This window comes from Brucella pseudintermedia (assembly GCF_008932435.1).
Classification (GTDB): Bacteria; Pseudomonadota; Alphaproteobacteria; order Rhizobiales; family Rhizobiaceae; genus Brucella; species Brucella pseudintermedia.
On sequence record NZ_WBWE01000016.1, the window covers coordinates 1 to 18,571 of the forward strand.

The following is an 18,571-nucleotide window of genomic DNA, read 5'->3' on the forward strand; positions in this document are numbered from 1 at the left end:
TGGGGTTAGCGATAGCAAACTGGTTAGATACAACAACAAACTGGCCGCCAGTCGGCGTGACATTCACGAACCAGCCTGCCTGCTTCCAAGCGTCACCGATACCAAGACGGGCGAAGGCCGAAATCTTTACCGAACTGCCGCCGCTGCCTGCCTGTGCCGTCATGCGCCATGCCGCATTTGCCACTGTGCCGTCTACAGAAGCGTTCACTTCGGTGAGCGCGTTCGAAATGGCAGTTACATCGCCTTCGACGCCATCAACACGGGCCTGCATCAGATCAATGACGCTTGCGCCGTCGTCGGTGAACAGTTGTGCATTGATTTCGGTCAGTTGCTGACCAATTGCGCTGTTCGGCCCGGTGGCGACAAAGATATCCTGCTTCCACTGTGCCTTTGCAGAGCCAAACGTGCTTGTCAGTTGCTGGTTAAGGCGAAGAACGTTTGCAAATCCCTTGAGCGCGTCGTCGGCTGTGCCGGTGGCATTTTCCTGCGCCTGCCGAATAATCTCGCGCCGGTCGTCAGTCATCCAGTTGATAAGGCCGCGAAGGTCGCTGTCGAGCCGTTCATAATCGACCGGGCTTTCGTCGCCGCGAGCGTCCAGCGTAGTGAATGGAGTTGCTGCCGACCATGCCACAGCGCGCCCATTATCGACGCGCAACCGGGTGCGCACAAACCAGTCTGTGAGCGAGGTCAGGCCTTCAGATAGAACAACATTGGTCACGTCTGATGTTACAAACCGCGTAAACACCTGTGACGGATCATTGGCGGGCCAATATTCGATGTTAACGCCGATGACCGAAATATCTTCGATAGTGTTCCAGAGCAACCGGGCTGCCGGGATTTCTCCCTGTCCATCCGCAACCACCTTAAACGGAATGACCCTGAAGTTCTGCACCTCGGCCAGATATTGCGGCGGCGGAACAACGATAATGACAGGAGGGTCAGTTTCGTAAGCCGTCGGGTCAAAAACGCCGTTGCTGATCTGTTGCAACGCGATCGAGATGTCGCGAGCGCCATCCGTATTGATCCCGCCAAGCTGCCGCGTAAGCACCTGATATGTCCGGTCGCCATATTTCGCACTGTTCCAGCGAACCCACCGGCCTTCCTTGATCGTATCCAGGAATTTCGGATGAACGACGATTTCCGCCGATGCCTGATAACGAGCGCCACGAATGGCGATATCGGCCAGCCTGTCCACCTGCCGCACATCGGTGACGGCAGCGTAAGGAATGGCGCTGGCAAGCGTTTCCCGATCTTCTGCCAGCGCCCCTTCATCGATACGGGTTGCCGCGTCCTTGGTCTCGTAGAAATCTTCCGGCGAAACATAAGAGGCCGCGACAGTGTTGATGAGTTCGGTACGCTTGCGTTTGGCACTGAACCGCAACGGTGCACCGCGCTTGATATCGTCGTCTGTGATGGTTGCAACGATGGCCTGCGGAGCACCAGCAATCGGAAACTCGCCGTCAACACGCTCCACCCACGAGCCACACATGGCTTCAAGGATCGGCGTCAGGTTTGCGTCGTGGTTCGCGCCGGGGCCGTCCTTGGCAATCGCATGGGCGCGATATCGCCTCGAGCCGTCCGGCATGGTTTCGTCGCAGATGTTCGCCGCCTGGGTATATTCCGCCAACGGCAGACGGCTTGCACGTACAGCCTTGCCGACCATGCGCTGAGTTCCGTTGAAGAAACCGCGCTCCAGATTGTAGATCTGCACGACCGGATTATCGGAATATTCCCACGTGCTCTGATCGTCCCAGCGATGCGTGCCTGATCCGCCCATTGTGCTGTCTTTGCGCCAGTCGTAGAGCGGCGCACCGACGACTTCGAACAACAGCTTTGCCGGAGAGGTAAGGCCATCGCCGTTCTTGCGAAGCTCGGAAAACACGACGGCATAAGCAACACCTGCACCGCGATGGTTCGCGGTCCAGCGACCGGCAGGGCGGGCATTGTTGATCAGCGTCGGCTCTGCCTGCTGATCCATCGTTCCGTAGAAGAACTTGACGCGGACGTTATCGTGATCGTCGCCACTGGTTCCTTCGTTCGGCACAAGCCAGTAGCCGTTGGCGTCCTGCTGGGTCAGGTTGCGCCATTGGCCATTATAGCGAACACGCGGAACAGCCGTAATGCGGAAGCTCGACAGAACGAACACGTCCTGTATCAGACGCCCACCCGACCCGTAGCTGTTGCGGTAAATGTGATGGCCTTCAGTCGCGCAGGTACCGAGAATGACCGAGCGCGGGATATTTGCACCATACTGGGTTTCCAGTTCCGATGCGCGGCTCTGGGTCTTCGGAGGGAAAAGCGCATTGACCGCATATTTGAGTGCAATGCCGAATGCGGTCTGCGCGATACCGGCGAGGATCGGGCTTGCAGCAGCCCATGCGGCCACGCTCGATACAAGACCGCCAATCGCGGTGAAGATAGGCGCTAAAAATGGCATGCGACAGCCTCAATCGGGCGCAACAAAAAAGGCCCGCTGCTGGCGGACCTTCAAAGGCGCAAATTGTAGTGGTGGGTTAGATGGCTACTTCATCGGACGTTTGAGGCGGAGATACTCACGCTCGCAGTCACTCGGACTTGAGAAAACCAGCAGTTTTGCGTCCTCGCCGTCGCCAATCACGATCAACCTGCTTGATTTTATGATTGTCATGATCACTCCCCTACCTTGTAGGCCTGCACTATATCCGTCACAGGAAAGAACGTGAGGCCATGCGGCTGTTTGACCGCGAAGCCAGAGCCACAGATGAACCCGGCCACGTAATCGTCATTGATGCGGATAACGCCCACATCGCCACGGCGGGCAGAAAGCCGATTGACCGGTTCAAGCTGCAGGTAGGTTTCAAATACGTCCCTGACGTTCTCGCAGCCATTGGCTCGCATCTTGCGAGCAGCCCCGGCTTCGGTCTTGTACTTACCCCGAAATTCCGCAAGCGGGTCTTCGCCGGTTACGGCCTTGATGGCATCGGCGGCCGTCATGAGGCAGTCCGAAACGCCCCATTCCGGCTCGATCGAGACATGAGCCGTCGCGAGGTCTTCCAACGCCCGATCCCAACCGGGAACCCTAACCGAACTTGATTTTGAAGAACTCATTCTTGATCCTCGCGGCATATTCGAAAAGCATGTCACCGGGCGACACAAGCTGCTGGTCCTCATGCGAGGCGTAGCGGTAGCCCTCGCGGAAGTTGTCGACCGCGCCCGTTTCGATGTGGCCTTCTAACCAGACCTCATCGCTTTCTTCGCGGTGGTCGATGTAGTCGACATAGCCGTACCAGGTCGGCTCGGCATGAAGGAAAGCGTTGTTGTCGGGGTCGAAATAAAAGTCGTAGAACGTAACAGGTCGATTTTTATAATCTTCTTGCTCGATCAATCCGAGCTTATCCGGCGTCAGGCCGAAATCGGCGGCAGCGGGCAGGCGCATGGTGACTGGTTGGGCCGCCGTGCCGAGCGCATACATTGGCTCATCGATATCGATGATGGTGTTGCCGTGATAGGTCAGGCCACCATAATCGACACTGCCCTTGCCCGAGAAAAAGCCATAGGTGCCGGTGCCGAACTCGAACTTTACGGCAGATGCTATCTTGCCCCTGCCTTCGTTGAGCAGTTGCTGTAGACGTGCGGGAAAGGCCATGAGTTACCGTCAAACCAATGAAAGGGTGGATTCAACCGCGCCCAACTGATATCTGGCCGGGCATGATTAGAAGCGTTTGCATGTTGATTGTCGGTTTTGGCGCCTTGATCCAAGGAGTCCTTCGCCTTGGAAATCCTGCCCAGGCAGTAGAAAAAACGGGCTGGTTATATCAGCAGTTCGGAGACCAAGGCGTAGCTATCGGCATGATCGCCATGGGTGCCGTCGCATTGATCATAGGGGCCATTATGTTCAACAACACCTGGATTCGTGCTATTCGCGCTCGGCGACAGCGGTGATCTGCCTATCTCGGCACCTCAATGAGCTGAAAAGACGCATCGGGAAACTTGCCTTCACCAATTTCCCATGTCCGCGGCATGAGCCGCATATTCATAACAGGGTCTTTGAATCGCACCGTCGCGCCGACAGTGATGTAGGACGGCAGAAAGGGCTCAACTTTCACCTGCACGCTCGTGCTGGCCGCTGTGGCGTCGGCAACGATGCGGGCGATAAAGTTGAAGTCGCCAATCGTGAAGCCCACCAAGTCGCCGTTCGTCAGCTTCAGCCCCACTGCGACCCCGTTTAATGTAAGTGTATTGCCGTTGATCGCGCCCAGTGAAGCCGTACCGGCAATCGCCGGATTGTTCGCGTCGCCCCAGTAGGCTTGAGGAATGCAAACATGCTTGGGGGTATAGTGCACCGTCACCTGACCGCCGCGGCACCGATCGATGAAGGCCTCGAGCCTCTGGCGGTGCGCGTTCGTCATCGCTTTTATTTTCGCCGTCCACGTCCAGAACGGATCGCCGTTCTCAATCGCGGATATAGCCCTATCCCCGTACTGAGACATGGAAACCGGGCGGTTCAGGACCGGGAAAGTAGGCTGATATCGAAGGCCAGTCGGAAGTAGTTCAGCCATTACTTTGCCAACCCTCTTAAGTTTACCTGCCGCAGATCACGCGCTGTTCGAACGGCTCCCGACTTATCATAGGAAGCCAGTCCCTGTTTGACGTTGCGCTGTGAGATGCGTTCAACCTCGGCCTGCCAGTTTCCGTCGCGATCCACAAAGACCCGAACGTCGGCAATCCCGGCTTGTGCCTGCTGCGACGCAGCAGATGAGCGCAGGATCGGCATGGATGGCGCGCGCAAAGGTGAGCCGCCGTCCTTAAGCCCGATGACACGACCGCTGTTGATGGCTTCCAGCAAAGCACGGTTGCGCTTTGTGGCTGCCGCATTCACGACGAATTCCTCGTCGCTCAGCATCGCCGGGATTTTATCACCACGCGGCCCGCCAGGACCACGAACGATACCGCCGCCTGCGCGCTTTACCGGGCCGCCGTTCTTACGGAATATGCCACCCAAGGCGCCGAATAGGTTGAAACCGCCCTTGTCGGTATCGAAGATGTTCGCAAGGCCGATATCGATTAGTTTTTGTGCAATGCGGCCAAGAGCGTTCGCGAAAATCTCAGCTGACTTTGCACCGTTTAAGAAATCATCAGCAATCCCACCGACGAGGTCTTTTTGGAAAGCCGCCATATCCTCGGCGGTCTCCTTGATACGGTTTTGCGCTTCGGCAAGTTTGTTTGCCTCGGCACTTGCTAGCGCCCACTGGTCTGCGGTCTGGGCAATCTGCGCCCGCAGTTCTGGCGTTAACGCCACGCCCGCCTTTTGAGCAGCGTTGAGCAATTCCTGCTCTGTGCGCGCCTTCTCCATGGCGTAGCCATAGTCGTTGATCAGCGGGTTGATCTGGCGCTGTGCTTCGGTCTCTGCGACAAGGGCGGCTGTGCGGTCGGTGACGCGCTGCATGTTATCGTCGAACCGCTCGGCGGGAGTTTTCTTCGTTCGACCCTTCTTCTTATCGTCTGGTGTAGTGGCGATACCGCCGCCGTAGCCCGATGGGGTTGAGGCGAGGATTTTTTCGGCGCGCTTCTTTTGAGCTTCCAAATCACCTACGGCGCGGCTCAAAATACCAGCTTGGGCTTGGGCTTGGTTTGCTGCGTACTCAAGTGGCTGGAACTCAAAGCCCGTCATCTTTTTGAAAGAGTTTGCTCTACCTAATGCTGTGTAGAAGTCCGCATTGGCTTGTGCTTCAGCGGCCTTAGCCGCTTCGAGCTGAAGACTTATTTGCTTCACTAGTTCGGTTTGATATTGACGAGAAGCCGAAGCTGCGGCTTGCAGCGCGTCCTCATTGCCCTTCACTGCTGTCGAAAACGACTTCGCTGCGGTGTCACCGGAAGACATATTATTATAGAGCAGGTAAACCGCACCGGCGGCAGCGCCTGCTAAAAGTCCAATCGGACCAAGCGACGCAGAGAACGCCATTGCCACACCGGTTCCGGTGCGCAATGCGGTTAAGAATGCACCAAGAGCAACCACAGCGTTGCCAAGACCGACGACCACACCAGCAATTGCCCTGCCGGTGAACGCCGTAATAAGCACGGTGGCGAATGCGGCAACTACGTCAGCTACTTCCTTGAAATTGTCGGCAACGAATTGGAGAGCCTTGACGAGTTGCGCACTTGCTCCTGCCGACTTGTCAGCATTCCCGATATAGGCGGTGAATTCATTGTTCAGCTGCGTGAATGCGTCAGCAATCGTTGCGTTCGTCGCTTTGAACTGCGCCTCGATTGGCTTCTGCGCGTTCAGAATGGCCTTGAACACGCGGTCTGATGTGAGTTTACCCTCCTCACCTAGCTTTTTAAGCCCCGCGATTGAAACATTGAACTCATCAGCAATTGCCTTCGCGATGACCGGTGCGTTTTCACGGATGGAGCGCAGTTCGTCGCCTTGGAGAACGCCAGAACCAAGGGCCTGCCCCAGCTGTAGAATGCCTGCTGCCTGTTCCTGAGCTGATGCTCCTCCGGCCTTGAAAGCCTTGGAGACAAGGCTTGTTGCCAACGCGATTTCTTCTTCCGACTTGGCAACGCCAGACGCTGAACGGATCAAGCGGGCATAAAGGTCGGTGTATGCCTCTAGACTTGTACGCGCTTCATTAGCGCCGTCCTTTAGCTCATTCAGCGAGCGAGCACCGACCCCAGCGGCAGTCGCAGATGAACGAATGAGGTTCCCGGCCTGCGTCCAAGCGTCCGCATACTGCATCAACTCGCGCGTGCCCAATGCGGCAGTAATGCCAGTTAGGGGAGCGGCGAGGTCTCGCATCGTGCCTTTGCCAATGTTTCCAAGTGCCGCATTGATGCGCTGTACGCTGACATCTGCGGACTTCTCCATCTGGCGCATCTGACGCGTAAACTGTCCGCGCTGCCGATTGATGGCGTTTTCCAATCGCTTGAAATCGGCTGAAAATTGAACGACAAGAGATTCAAGGTTAGTGGCCATGGTGGGGCACCTATGAAAATAGAACAGAGATTTAATGGATTGGGATGGTTAGGAATCGCATTCCTATTCGCCGGCCCTCTGGTGTCCGCGTATGGCTACTGGGATTTGCTAGCGACGGTCGCGAAGAACGTGCAATTTGGCGGTTATTACAGTCAAAGTATGCTGATGCCGTACATACTGCTGATTGCGGGCGGAATCGCATCACTGGCGTCGCTGCCGCTGATTATCATAGGACGCGACTTTGAAGGATTTGCCACGGGAGCCGACGGCGCTAGATCAGGATCTCGTGCGAAGGAACCGACGTTCTAGGGGGAGAAGCATGATTTGGTTTGTAATCGGCGTAGCGTGCATCATCACCTTTGTGTTCATCGCATCCAAAAGAGCAGCCGGAATTGGCCGCTCAGACAATATTAAATCGAAATTTGTTATTGCAGGGGATGGAGATTACGATTTCGACATCGTCGGTGAATCCAATTATCAGGACGCGCTCGAACGTATAGCTGGGCGGAGCGATGAATCCGCAGAATATTATTGTACCGCCCAACTAGTTCCAGAACCAAAAAATCCCCACGACAAACGCGCCATCAGAGTAGACATTGACAGTCGGACGGTAGGGTATATCGCGCGCAACGAGACTTCAGACTTCCATTCCGTTCTAGGAGGAAGGTCTGCTAATGTTGATGCGCTAATCGTTGGCGGATGGGAAAGAGGGAAACGCGGACGTGGTCATTTCGGCGTTAAGCTAGATATCGCAGTCCCCGTTCGCCTAGAATGAGCGCCTAAGCGCTCACCCTGTCATCTCTCCATCTTCGCCAATGCGTGACCGTCTGATACGTCGCGCCGGTCACTTGTGCTATCTGGCGGTTTGAAAGATTGGTTTCATCGATGAGTTGCAGGATTTTGTCGCGAAATTTAATTCGCTTGCCGCGATACTGCGGCCCCAGTGCAACTTGTTTGACCGGCTCGTGCTCAATCTGAACTGCCGCTGCGTTCTGTATAGCTGGCTTTTCAGCTCCGATCACCATGCCAATGACGGCAACCGAGTTGCGTGCGGTTCCACCGAATGGTGATTTAAAGCGCTGCCCCAATGCGGTGCGGGCACCAAACGGTTTGAAGTTGATAACTTCCGGCTCGACATCTTGGATGCGAACGCGGCCATCGTGCTCAATAACAACTGCCCGGCCCGCTCCATCGTACTTATTGATGTCAACCCAGACAGGTTCGCCATCAATAATCATAGCGCAGACGTTCTGCGGCTTTGGAGCAATCGTGTCGGCAACCGATTCGAGTCGGTCGATATTGCGCTTGAGCTTGATCGCGTCGTCAATCTTTGTCGATGTGCGACGATCGTGCTCGCGGACGTGGACTGGTTTCTTGGCGACGTACGACCCCGTTTTGCGGATGGCAGGGAGGACTTCGTGGGCCAGCCATCGCTTGAACCGTTCCGCTGCCTCCACCCGACTCGTGAACACTAGGCGGTAGATGCCTGGCTCGTTCACACCCGTTGCATTCTGGCGGTTTTTGCCAAGGGGGTCACTAACGATGACCCCCTTCTTTTCATCTGAATTCAGGCGCGTTAGCGCCTGCTTATGATTGCTCAAGCCAAGGGCGGCGCAAACGTCTTTGCCGACGAACCAAGGCTCGTTGTTCTCCACAACAACGCGCACATGATGATGCTCAAAATTGAATGGCGTGATATAGCTGTTTCTAGCTTGTTCCATAGGGATTCATCCTTTGGTCTGGTTAGGCTTGGTGAACGTGTTCCCGCACATCACCAAGCCGATAAGCATTTAAAGCATATGCCCTATATGGTGGCTAGTCAAGACTGCCCATATGCTCTATGTTGCCTATATGGCCAAAGACACTCAATACCCTGTTCGCAAGCTCGCCTACTTCAGCGAAGATATGGCTGAAGCCATCGCAGATTTTCGTTTTAAAAACCGTATCACTTCTGAGAACGAAGCCATCCGACGTCTCATCCATACCGGCCTTGAAGCGCGGCCAATTTTGCTGGATATCCAGAAGATGCTCGTTAAGCTGCGCCCGCTTGGTGGCGAAAGCGAACTCGACGAGCATATTGAAGCTATTCAGCGGGCATTGAATCCCGACAAAGGCTAGACAACCCTGCCGCGAATCTGCCTTGATGTCACCCGTTAACAACGGGAGCTTGGAATGAGTGACTTTGAAATCCGCTATAATGCTGGTGAACTTGCGCATTTTGCATTGCATCAACAAATCATGAAGGAATTGGCACTCCTAAAGGGTGAGCAGGCCGAAAGCTGGCTAGAGAAATTTACCAGGTCAGCCAATCAAAATGCTGCAAATGTTCGACTTCAAGACGGGTCACAACAGAATGCAGCCATCACAGAAACTGCACAATCTATCATTTCTGCATTGTCGCAGGCCGTCGCCCATCAGTTAAAATAGCTACGTGGAGTTTAAGAATTCCGTCTTCAAAACGAAGCGGCGGGTTCATCCCCGCCTTTTCTTTTTTATGCATCATTTTTCCTCGTTCACCCATATTTCGCCAGCAACCCTACCCCTCGCTCACCCACTCCCAAAGCTCGTCTTTTTCCTTCTGGCTCAAACCGCCATCGTCGGTCGAGTTAGCTTTGACGTAGCCGTCAACGGCAGCCATGAACTGCCACATGGACATTCGTCTTACTTCTTGCGGCGTGAATCCGAGCGCCGCCCCGTTGCCGTAGACCGCGGCAAATCTGACTTTTCCGTTGGGGAGACTGTCAAGTTGCTCTCCGTCTGATTTGCCGCCGCTTGCTCCCCCACCGGCTCTTCCGGTACGCCTTGAATGCCAGCCTGCAGGATGATGGTGGCGAAGACGATATTCTCGGCAGGCGGGCGCTTTTCGATGTAGGTTCGCACGAGTTTCGTGGCGGCAGTCGGTTCCAAGCCTCCACCAATCAGACCCTGCCGGATAACATGAGCAATATCGCCGACGCGGCACTGTTTGGTGAATAACCGCTCCAGAATGACCCAGGGGCCGGCGTCGCAAGCCTCCTGCAAGGCTTCCAATTCACCCCAACCTAGGCGAAAGGTATAAGTACCATCCGCCCAGTCGAGTTCAACTTTCGCGTCCCTGCTCATTACGGGGCCGTCGGAGCAGAGGTGCGGACCATCTCGCCGTCGGATTGCAGCGACACATTGAGTGTAGCCCGCTCGCCGTTGTTGGCGCCGATTTCGAGGCTCTCAGCGTGCATTTTGCCAGTATAGGTGTAGGTCGTGGCAGGAAACTCGATTTCAACCTGTACCGGGATGGAGTCGATGCTCTCACCTGCATCCAGCCAATCCTCAACGGATTCTGAAGCTAGCACGCCTTCGCCGCTAATGCTCATGGAGAGCGACGCCGCGTCACGTCCAATCCAGTCGACCTTGTCAGGATTTTCACAATCCGGGATCGAGACTTCATTGAGGTTCTTGGTTAGCGTAATCGATCGCTGGGTAAAGCCACATGGTGCGGTATAAACGATCGGTGTTGCGTTATTGCCGATCTTGACACGGACCTTGCCGCCTTTGATCGTCGTAGCTTGAGCCATTGCGGCCTCCATACGAAAAAGGCCGCCCTTCGGCAGCCCAATAAAATTGGTTTTCGGGGTGGTCGGCGTGGAGGCCCTAGGGCTGCTCGATGATCGCCGTGTAACGGATCGACGCATGATTGATCGCGCCGTCCTGTATGTAGTCAGTTCGCCAGTAGTCGAACGTCACGAGGGCATTAGATGCCAAAGCAGGCTCCCACCCTCGTGTTGCGAGACGCACTGCGTTTGCGATGTCGCGCATCTGCTTTTTGGCTGGCTCAATCGACCAGACATCCAGTTGGAAAATGATATCGTCAGCGAAAATGCAGTCGGCGTTTGCCTGTTGAGCGCTCGACGCGCCGATGCTGACATACGGAAAGATAGAGGGTGAGACTTGCCCTTGGTCATTCGTCGGCGGGTTATCGTAGCTGCGCTGACCAATCAGCGAGACAAGCGCGGGAAAGCTGCGCAATCGCTGAATAATTGCGCCCTGAAGTTCTAAAACCGGGTCCATTAGCGGTCCGCCGCGATCTGTTTGGCTGCCTTGGTGATTGCGCGCGACACTCGGGCCCGTGCACTTCGCCGCTTAGCTCGCCATGAGACGTAAAAGAAGGGTTGCGCCTTTGACCCAGGGTTGAATGTTCCGGGGAACATGCCGCCGTTCACGTGTGGCGCACTGCCGAATTCGACCAGATGTGCGTAACGCACCTTGGAATTGCCGGCGTAAATCGTGATTGTCAGCTTGCCGTCATTCGACTTAACGCTGCCAATGCGCTGACTGTACTTGGGCGCTTGGCCCCACGTCCAACCGATGCTTTCCATCAGTTCGCCATCATCGACGGGAACAAGGTTTTGCATCATGTTGACGATGTCCTGCGCGCCTTGCTCCATAGCGGCTTTGACAAGTGTTTCAGCAACTTCCGGGAATTTCTTGAGCTTTATCTGCAGGCGATCCAGACCTTTTATCTTAACCGCCATCAGGTTTCCTCGCCTTCAACAACGAGCATTTCCAAATAGGCATTGCGCTCGTCCGGATTGACGATAGTCTTGATGCCAAACACGCGGTTAGGCTTGTCCCCGTTCTTACCCGCTCGAGCATCGTAAGCCCGCCACGATGCCGTAATCATGCGGGCCTGCTCGCTGCTGCGAATGGTCAAATTGTACGGCTGCATGGACTGCATTCTCGCCGCCATGATGCTTTCTGCATTGCTGCCGTAACGCGGTTCCAGCCTTCCCGGCATAGTGAACTGGTCAACCCACGCACCGCGTGTTCCGCCAAAGCCGTCGTCCACTTCCTGCCTGACCTGAAACGTCAAACGGCAATTCAGGCTGCCGGCACCTGCGCGCTTCGCCATGCTTCAGCCTCGTCTTTTGTAGGAGTTGGAAGCCGCTCGGCTTTGCCGGCAGCAACGGCGCGGTTAGCGCAAGGCGTGGTCACTAATCCGACATATCCTGCCGGATAGCGGATCGTCACCGCGGGCTTGGGGATGAAATCATATGTCGCGATAAATCGGAGCCAAGGCATTATTCTTCCACCGCCAACGTGCGCCAAACCCGATATGGAGCGAGTAACGCCCGAACGTGACGTGGCAGAACGGCGTTGCCTTCGGCCTGCATGTCAGGTTCGCGGTTCTCGTACAGATCAGCCGCAACCAACAAGATCGCTGCCGTGATGGGCGACGTAACAATAATGCCGTCCGGCAGGGTTGGCGTCGCACCGGTAGCAACGATCTCACGGTCGACATATTCGATGACGATCGTTTCCGCTGCGGTCAGATAGACTTCCAGCTCGGCATCCTCGTCGTCATGAAACACGCGAAGGTGTTTCTTCAGTAACTCCAGGTCAACCAGTGCCATCGCCACCACCCTCCGGCGGCGTTTCAGTCTCCGGTTCTGGCTCTGGAGCCGGATTTGGATCGACGATTCCCGCCCCGATGTAGCTCGCCACCCGGCGCTTGCGTGTCTTCGTGTCGGCCATCGCCAACCTCCGTAAACTTCTCGACATAACCAAGCGCCAGAAGCGGTCCGGCTTGCCAGTTTGGCAGATCGGCGACCATGCCCTCGTCCAATCGGCCATAATTGCCGACCAACGTTTTAAGCGCTTTGATTTTCATGATTTCCTCGTGAAAGGGGCGCCGAAGCGCCCCATCAACGATTAAGGAGTTACAGGCGGATTGACGTCGCCAGTCACGAATGCCTCTGGACGGTAAACCGCCAGCGCAAGGCGCTCTTCGATACGGATCGTGAACATGTTGTTCTCGAAGTCCTTATCGTTCTCGCTGGACAGAAGCACTTCGACGCCCATTCGGTCGAAGATCTGCGCACCGAGATTGAACGCACCGGTCAGGAACTTGCCCGCAGAAATTGCCTGGGTCTGAACGACCGGCAGATTCCACAGCGAAGGGCCGATCGGGGACTGGGCATTACCGACGATGTAGTTGCCGCCAAGATCTTTGGTCAGCTCGATCTTGGTCCAGTCCGTCGGATGCAGAACGAAGCCGCTCGCCGGGTACTCGGCCAAAATGACCTGCAGGATTGCCAGTCGGAGGCGGTCGATTGCCGTTTCGTTCTCCGGAGTGAACGCCGGAGCGAAGGCAGATGCCTGCGGGAGAATGCCGTGCAGGTTCTGACCAGTACCGTCACCGTTAAGAAGCTGGCCTTCTTCAACGAACTTGAGCCCGTACGTGCCGCGAGCGTTGATATAGCTTGCAAGGCCCGGAGCATCATCGAGGATCTGACGGCTTGCCTTGAAGATATGGGCCAGCGTGCGAACAGGCGTGGTTTCCATATCGAAGGTCAGGTCAGACTTGGGCTTCTGCGTGCCTTCAGCGACCGGCGCAGCGCTGTTCGTAAAGCCCGTTTCCTTGACGAACTCGACACTTGCGGCCGAGGTCTGGCCCGGCGCAATAAGATCGCGGATCGTCAGCTGGCGATTAGGCGGGGCAATGATGCCTGGCACGCGCTGTCCAGGGACAAGCGAGGTTCCAGCCGAACGACCGGCACCGACAGTGGTATTGCCGGAGGTAATGTCAGCGCGCTCCATGCCAACACGGATCGAACCGCGCCAGGCGCCGGACACGTCGGTCGACTTGAACTTTTCGGACGCCACGACGATATCGCCGACGTCCTGCGGCCCCTGCGCAACGTCTTCACGTTCACGAGCGGCGCGCTTTTCCAGTTCGCTAATGCGGGTCGTGGTATCGCCGAGCTCAGACAGCGCCTTGTCGACCTTGCCGGTCAGCTCGGTGGAAACAGTTCCGTGCTGCTGGAGCTGCGCGGTGAAATCGGTCGCGAGATTGCCGACCTTTTCCTTGATAGAAGCCAAAGACTGGCCAAGCTCGCCGATCTTCTCGGCAAGAGAAACTTCGGACATATGTCCTCCTGATACTAAATGGTGAAAGTGCGTGTTTCGGCCAAAAGCCGTTCGAGGGCCGCCGAAACAGCGGCGTTTTCCGCATCAGCATCAGGTTCCCCCTGATGTTCCTTGAAGTAGAGCGATGCGGCTCGCTCCGCTTCCGAGTTCGACAAGCCGATCAGTCCCCTGATCCCGTTTTCGAACTCGCGTTTGGTGATTTCTTCGCCAGATGCCATTTTGTGGGCCAACAGTTGTGCGGCTTCTGCCTTTGCGGCGTTGGCCGCCTTTACGCGGCGGACATATTCCGGCTCGGTGTTCGCGCCCAGTCGGGCCAAGGTCTCGTCAAGTGTGGCAATACGATCAGCCATACCCCGGTCGATCAGCGCTTCAGAGTAGAACACCCTGCCCTGACCAAATCCGTCTTCTACTTTGGATTTCGTGACGCCACGCCCATCGGCAACACTCTGCAAAAACCGGCCATAGGAGCGGTTTACGCTGTCCTGAATGTAGGCCATCGTGTCCTTTCCGAGCGGTTCGGTTTCGTTGCCTTCGACCTTGTGCTTACCCGCCGAAATGTAGGTTCGCTTGACGCCAGCCTTTTCCAACGCGGCAGAAATATCGTCGTGCGCCGTATAGACACCGATCGACCCTGCACGCCCGGACGGCGTGACAACGATTTCGTCAGCCGACGACGCGATCCAGTAGGCAGCGCTCGCAGCGAGCGAGTTGACCTGCGCTATGATCGGCTTTTCACCGCCGCGCAGTTTTCGGATTTCCGTTGCGAGTTCGTCCGTGCCCGGTACCGAGCCGCCAGGACTATCAATATCAAGAACAACGGCCTTCAAATCCTCGTTGGACAGTGCCTTATGCAGTTGGCGCTTGATGCCGGCATAAGACGTGCCACCGCTCATCGCGGAAAACAGGTCCATTCGGTCGGCCAGTACGCCATAAACCGGGATCACTGCGACTTTGCCGTCAATTTCAGCGATTTCCTTCGCACGAGCATCAGAAACAGCCGCTGCAAATTCAGGCGTGACGAGCTTGTCGCCCGCCACACGTGCCGCAAGAACATCAGCCAGTACGGCCAGTTTTTCGCGCTGAATCGCCCACGGTTCGGCCTCGAAGGCCGTCAAAATGTGTTCGAATTTCATGATTTTCCCTTATCCAGCGCTTGGCTGCACATCATTCAACGGCGACCCGCCGTTATGCCCGACCATGGACAGAGGCTGCATGGTGCCGTTGACAATCAATTCGTCGCCGCCACCCATTTTTGGCTTGTTCTCGTAAGCTCTGGCCTCGTTCGGTGTGTAAATGCCGTTCTGGACCATCTTCTGCAGGAATTCTGCTCTCGCCTGACTATCGCCACGCAGCAGGCCTTCCATATTGAACTTCACGACAGTCGTTTTGCGGGTCTTTGCATCAAGCAAGTCGCGGTAGATCGCGGATTCAATGCTTTTCAGCAGTGGCGCCAGGCAGGTCTTGGTGAACTGCAGGATCAATTGTTCGATCCCACTGCCCCACGTCGTCGTGCCATTCGCGGCATGGCCAATCATGACCGGTGGAACGCCGAAGATGCGGCAAATCTGCTCGACGCTGTACTGGCGCGTCTCAAGCATCTGCGCGTCTTTGGGGTTGATGGTGATCTGCGACGGGGTGAGACCCGCCTCCAGCACCGCAATCCCTCCTGCCTTGTCGGCACCGGCAAATGCCTGCAACGATTCCGCAATCTGCTTGCGCTGATCGGGCTTCAGAACCTGATCCGATGACAAGACGACTGAAGCCATCATGCCGTTCTTGAACATACGGCCCGACGTTTTCTCGCCGGCCATTGCATTGCCGATCACATTGCGCTGCGCGGCAATAGGCGAAAGGCCACGATCACAGCCGGGCATGACCAATCCGCGGACATGAAGCATGTCTTCTTCGCGGATTTTGCGGACGCCGCCCTTCTTGCCGTTCTTGTACTGTTCGGTGACTTCGTAGTAGCGGTTGTTCCGGTCATCCCGCTTCACATCAACGCAAAGCGGATTGAACGGGTTTAACGCTACCAGGTGACCGCCATTTTTCTTCTTTTCGGCGAAGAAATTGCCATCAAGACACAGGCAAAGGGCAGCCATACCCCAGAAATCTGACGCACTATCGTCCAAGTTCGGCAAGTCGTGCAGCAGTTCGTACAGCGGATTCTCATAATCAACGTCAACGCCATCGCCCTTGTAGACATTGCAGGGCAGCGTTTTTACGGCATTCGAAATCAGGTTCACGCACGCCCAGACAGCATCAAGCTGCATGGCGTGCTCATAAGTGACCGTCTCGCCGCTTGTCGTCGACATTCCAAAGAATGCGCGCCATGGGCCGGAAAGAAGCCCGAAAGGCTTCCCGACCCAAGTCAAAAGGCCCATGGGCACTCCTACCAGGTTATAGTGATCATGTTGTTGACGAAGTCGTCGATGTCGGCTGGCTCGATCGGTGTATCCATCGCCACGCCAACCGCCATTGCCAGAGCGACAGCAGCGTCGATGCGCACTGATGCCTTCGTCTTGACGAACCATCGGTTATCTTGCGGGTCATGATCGAAGGTGGCGCCCATCAGGGCGGTCATGAGCACCGGATTGCGCCGCATGCGAATGCGACCGTCGATAATCATGTCCTCAAGCGCCAAAACCGAACCCGGCATCCACAAGCCTTGCGGCGGCGGTAAGCCAGCAGCTTTCGCCGCTTCTACCTTTGCTGGCTCGGGACGTGCCCGAACCTTGCCGCCCTGCGGGTGTGCGACATGTTCAATGTCCAACCCGAGCGCTTCGACTTCCTCGCGGAACTTGTCGTAGGCATATCGGTCGTAGGCGATAGCCTTGATATCGAAGGCGTGATCGATTTGCTGCACCCGCGAAGCCACGAAGTCATATCGAATTCGCTTGCCTGGCGGGGCATTCAACCAGCCCTGCTTTACCCAGAGCGCATATGGCGCCTTGTCAGCCTGTTCTCGCGCTTCCAGCGTATCAGCAGGTGTCCAAGCTTCCACCCACGCATCAAACGTCGGCAGATTGACGGTAGACCCATCCTCGCGCTCCATTTCCTTGAATCCAGTAGGCACGACGCATGCAAGCACAGTCATATCCTTGCTGCCCGACAGGTCGACGCCCATGAAAACCGGTTTGTCAAAGTGTTCGACTTCAGGATCGAAGTCATCCATTACGCTTTCGACGGTCTCGCGTGGCATCCATGCCTTGTCGGCATCGGTCCAGCAGCAGAAGTGCAGCCGAAGAATGCCGTTCAGCTTGCCCGGCATCTGCTTTGCCTGCGCGACAACACCGGCCAGATATTCCTGCGTCAGGATAACGCCGAGAAGCGGGTTAGCCTTCTTCCAGCAGGTTTCGTCCTTGAGCGGATCGTCGCCCTTGTCCAGCGCGCAGACATAGGAAAATGTCGTGTCGTCAATCACCTCACCGACGTAGGTAAAATCCTCGTCCGGCGTTTGCGTACCCGCAGCTACCTTGACGGCATGCTCGTGCTCTTCCCAGCAAATGCTGTTTCGGTCGCTGCCCGAGTTCGTAATCATCAGCAGCAGAGGCTGACGGCGAAACTTGAAGCCGCGCTCAAGCATTTCCATCGTCGAGCGGTCGGGATGTTCGTGCACCTCGTCGCAAAGCGCAAAATGCGGTCGCGGGCCTGAGCCAGACTTGCCGGAATCCTTTGAGATCGGGCGAAAGAACGATTGCGACTTGTGATGCGCGATATTGAACTCGCGCCCCATGCCGCCGCTGAACTTCAACCGCTCGACCAGCGCCGGGGCTGCGCGAACCATCTTCACTGCGTCCTGAAACAGGATGCCGGCCTGTTCTTTCTTAGCGGCCGCCGCATAGATCTGCGCCCCAGCCTCCTTGTCCGCGATCAGACCGTACAGACCGACACCGCCGGCAAATGGCGACTTACCGTTGCCTTTGCCCTCTTCAATGTAGGCGCGACGAAAGCGGCGCGAACCGTCGGCACGTTTCCAGCCGAACAGCGACCCCAGCTTGAAAGCCTGCGAGGCATGCAGCTTGAATGGCTTGCCTTCAAACTGACCTTCAGAAAGCTTGAGACGCCCTTCAAAGAACCGAAACACGCGGTCGGCTGCGTCGTCATCCCAATACAGGCCGCGCTCGTGACCGTGTTCGAGATCGTCGAAATGGCGGCGGCAGGCATTACGAACGTGAGGGCCGGCAACTTCTCTGCCATCAATGACGGCTTGCGCATAAGCGCTCACACGCTCAAGCGCAGGCATATCAGTCAAGCAAATCATCCTTTTCCTCGCCCTCGTCAGGTGTCGCCACCTTGGAGGCATCGGCAGGCGTAGCGCCCATCTGGCCAAGCATCTGTCGAAGCAAATTCATCGCCTGCACGCCTACCTCCTGCCCGGCCATGATGCGTCCCTGAATAGTCGAGGCCATTCCGACCAGTGTTCGATGCGATTCATTCAGCCACGGCAGCTCTTTGGCGAAAAGCTTCCAGGCTGACTTCGCTTTGATCTCAGCGCTGTCCTTCAACCAAACGGGAGGAGCCCCAAGAGGGCCGTTTGCGGCCGGTTCGGCGCGGTTTTTGTACCGACCGGCATTGATTTTGTCGCGACCCTCGACCTTCGCTTTGCCGAGGGGATTTCTCGGCTTTGCCATGGAATGAAATCCTTATGGGGTCATGTTTTGAATTGCAGATGCGTGCGCTGTCGGTCCCCGCCGGTCCGGGGCTGCCGCGCCT

24 protein-coding genes are annotated in these 18,571 nt (G+C 56.3%); 6 read left to right on the forward strand and 18 right to left on the reverse strand.

The window, feature by feature from the left end:
* From F9K78_RS19000 to F9K78_RS19010, 3 genes are all read right to left on the reverse strand, one after another.
* A partial coding sequence (locus F9K78_RS19000; protein ID WP_151682553.1) for a phage tail protein occupies positions 1–2,437 on the reverse strand: 2,437 nt, incomplete at its 3' end.
* Positions 2,438–2,649: 212 nt separating this feature from the next.
* Positions 2,650–3,087: a DUF6950 family protein gene (locus tag F9K78_RS19005; protein ID WP_151682554.1), complete on the reverse strand. Its 438-nt coding sequence runs from the start codon at positions 3,085–3,087 to the stop codon at positions 2,650–2,652.
* Positions 3,059–3,625 carry a hypothetical protein gene (locus F9K78_RS19010; protein WP_006469214.1) on the reverse strand — a complete coding sequence of 189 codons (567 nt, stop codon included), beginning with the start codon at positions 3,623–3,625 and terminating at the stop codon, positions 3,059–3,061. The genes F9K78_RS19005 and F9K78_RS19010 overlap by 29 nt, the downstream gene beginning before the upstream one ends.
* A gap of 80 nt (positions 3,626–3,705) precedes the next feature.
* Here F9K78_RS19010 and F9K78_RS19015 point away from each other — a divergent pair, with 80 nt between their 5' ends.
* Positions 3,706–3,921 carry a hypothetical protein gene (locus tag F9K78_RS19015; RefSeq protein ID WP_151658911.1) on the forward strand — a complete coding sequence of 72 codons (216 nt, stop codon included), beginning with the start codon at positions 3,706–3,708 and terminating at the stop codon, positions 3,919–3,921.
* Between the two features lie 5 nt (positions 3,922–3,926).
* Here the strand turns inward: F9K78_RS19015 and F9K78_RS19020 are convergent, their stop codons facing one another.
* Positions 3,927–4,538, reverse strand: coding sequence for a hypothetical protein (locus F9K78_RS19020; RefSeq protein ID WP_151658910.1), 612 nt, complete (start codon positions 4,536–4,538; stop codon positions 3,927–3,929).
* The gene (locus tag F9K78_RS19025) at positions 4,538–6,955 is read right to left on the reverse strand and encodes a tape measure protein (protein ID WP_151682555.1); all 2,418 of its coding nucleotides are present in this window, start codon (positions 6,953–6,955) and stop codon (positions 4,538–4,540) included. The genes F9K78_RS19020 and F9K78_RS19025 overlap by 1 nt, the downstream gene beginning before the upstream one ends.
* Positions 6,956–6,967: 12 nt before the next feature.
* Here F9K78_RS19025 and F9K78_RS19030 point away from each other — a divergent pair, with 12 nt between their 5' ends.
* Together F9K78_RS19030 and F9K78_RS19035 are read left to right on the forward strand one after the other, a co-directional pair.
* Positions 6,968–7,264, forward strand: coding sequence for a hypothetical protein (locus F9K78_RS19030; RefSeq protein ID WP_063882873.1), 297 nt, complete (start codon positions 6,968–6,970; stop codon positions 7,262–7,264).
* A 10-nt stretch (positions 7,265–7,274) separates the two neighbouring features.
* Positions 7,275–7,730, forward strand: a complete 456-nt coding sequence (locus F9K78_RS19035) for an HIRAN domain-containing protein (RefSeq protein WP_151682556.1) — start codon at positions 7,275–7,277, stop codon at positions 7,728–7,730.
* A 4-nt stretch (positions 7,731–7,734) separates the two neighbouring features.
* Here the strand turns inward: F9K78_RS19035 and F9K78_RS19040 are convergent, their stop codons facing one another.
* Complete coding sequence (locus tag F9K78_RS19040) at positions 7,735–8,676, reverse strand: BRO-N domain-containing protein (RefSeq protein ID WP_151682557.1); 942 nt, start codon at positions 8,674–8,676, stop codon at positions 7,735–7,737.
* Positions 8,677–8,788: 112 nt separating this feature from the next.
* Here F9K78_RS19040 and F9K78_RS19045 point away from each other — a divergent pair, with 112 nt between their 5' ends.
* Together F9K78_RS19045 and F9K78_RS19050 are read left to right on the forward strand one after the other, a co-directional pair.
* Complete coding sequence (locus tag F9K78_RS19045) at positions 8,789–9,073, forward strand: hypothetical protein (protein WP_151682558.1); 285 nt, start codon at positions 8,789–8,791, stop codon at positions 9,071–9,073.
* Between the two features lie 54 nt (positions 9,074–9,127).
* Positions 9,128–9,382, forward strand: coding sequence for a hypothetical protein (locus F9K78_RS19050; protein WP_151682559.1), 255 nt, complete (start codon positions 9,128–9,130; stop codon positions 9,380–9,382).
* Between the two features lie 234 nt (positions 9,383–9,616).
* On the opposite strand, the gene F9K78_RS19055 is transcribed toward F9K78_RS19050, so the two are convergent.
* The 7 genes from F9K78_RS19055 to F9K78_RS22260 all read right to left on the reverse strand — a co-directional run bounded on the left by F9K78_RS19055 (position 9,617) and on the right by F9K78_RS22260 (position 12,463).
* Positions 9,617–10,057, reverse strand: coding sequence for a gene transfer agent family protein (locus tag F9K78_RS19055; protein WP_151682560.1), 441 nt, complete (start codon positions 10,055–10,057; stop codon positions 9,617–9,619).
* Complete coding sequence (locus F9K78_RS19060) at positions 10,057–10,506, reverse strand: phage tail tube protein (protein ID WP_144897283.1); 450 nt, start codon at positions 10,504–10,506, stop codon at positions 10,057–10,059. The genes F9K78_RS19055 and F9K78_RS19060 overlap by 1 nt, the downstream gene beginning before the upstream one ends.
* 76 nt (positions 10,507–10,582) lie before the next feature.
* Positions 10,583–10,999: a DUF3168 domain-containing protein gene (locus F9K78_RS19065; protein ID WP_100652363.1), complete on the reverse strand. Its 417-nt coding sequence runs from the start codon at positions 10,997–10,999 to the stop codon at positions 10,583–10,585.
* Positions 10,999–11,463 carry an HK97 gp10 family phage protein gene (locus tag F9K78_RS19070; protein WP_025091078.1) on the reverse strand — a complete coding sequence of 155 codons (465 nt, stop codon included), beginning with the start codon at positions 11,461–11,463 and terminating at the stop codon, positions 10,999–11,001. The genes F9K78_RS19065 and F9K78_RS19070 overlap by 1 nt, the downstream gene beginning before the upstream one ends.
* A complete protein-coding gene (locus F9K78_RS19075; RefSeq protein ID WP_151682561.1) occupies positions 11,463–11,840 on the reverse strand; it encodes a head-tail adaptor protein in 378 nt (125 codons plus the stop codon). The genes F9K78_RS19070 and F9K78_RS19075 overlap by 1 nt, the downstream gene beginning before the upstream one ends.
* A 169-nt stretch (positions 11,841–12,009) precedes the next feature.
* Complete coding sequence (locus F9K78_RS19085) at positions 12,010–12,342, reverse strand: head-tail connector protein (RefSeq protein ID WP_151682563.1); 333 nt, start codon at positions 12,340–12,342, stop codon at positions 12,010–12,012.
* Positions 12,329–12,463, reverse strand: coding sequence for a hypothetical protein (locus tag F9K78_RS22260; RefSeq protein ID WP_268903006.1), 135 nt, complete (start codon positions 12,461–12,463; stop codon positions 12,329–12,331). Before F9K78_RS22260 ends, F9K78_RS19085 begins: the two co-directional genes overlap by 14 nt.
* Here F9K78_RS22260 and F9K78_RS19090 point away from each other — a divergent pair.
* Positions 12,453–12,644 (forward strand): hypothetical protein, encoded by a 192-nt coding sequence (locus F9K78_RS19090; RefSeq protein WP_151682564.1) that lies wholly within the window; start codon positions 12,453–12,455, stop codon positions 12,642–12,644. The two genes, F9K78_RS22260 and F9K78_RS19090, sit on opposite strands and share 11 nt — an antisense overlap.
* Here the strand turns inward: F9K78_RS19090 and F9K78_RS19095 are convergent.
* The 5 genes from F9K78_RS19095 to F9K78_RS19115 are packed head-to-tail and all read right to left on the reverse strand — an operon-like array spanning position 12,641 to position 18,489.
* Positions 12,641–13,858, reverse strand: a complete 1,218-nt coding sequence (locus F9K78_RS19095; RefSeq protein WP_151682565.1) for a phage major capsid protein — start codon at positions 13,856–13,858, stop codon at positions 12,641–12,643. The two genes, F9K78_RS19090 and F9K78_RS19095, sit on opposite strands and share 4 nt — an antisense overlap.
* 14 nt (positions 13,859–13,872) lie before the next feature.
* Positions 13,873–14,991: a S49 family peptidase gene (locus F9K78_RS19100; RefSeq protein ID WP_151682566.1), complete on the reverse strand. Its 1,119-nt coding sequence runs from the start codon at positions 14,989–14,991 to the stop codon at positions 13,873–13,875.
* Positions 14,992–15,000: 9 nt separating this feature from the next.
* Positions 15,001–16,239 carry a phage portal protein gene (locus F9K78_RS19105; protein ID WP_151682567.1) on the reverse strand — a complete coding sequence of 413 codons (1,239 nt, stop codon included), beginning with the start codon at positions 16,237–16,239 and terminating at the stop codon, positions 15,001–15,003.
* A gap of 8 nt (positions 16,240–16,247) precedes the next feature.
* Entirely contained in the window at positions 16,248–18,101 is a 1,854-nt protein-coding gene (locus F9K78_RS19110) for a terminase large subunit (protein WP_151682599.1), read from the reverse strand.
* A 1-nt stretch (position 18,102) separates the two neighbouring features.
* A complete protein-coding gene (locus tag F9K78_RS19115; RefSeq protein WP_021587343.1) occupies positions 18,103–18,489 on the reverse strand; it encodes a hypothetical protein in 387 nt (128 codons plus the stop codon).
* Positions 18,490–18,571: the final 82 nt, after the last annotated feature.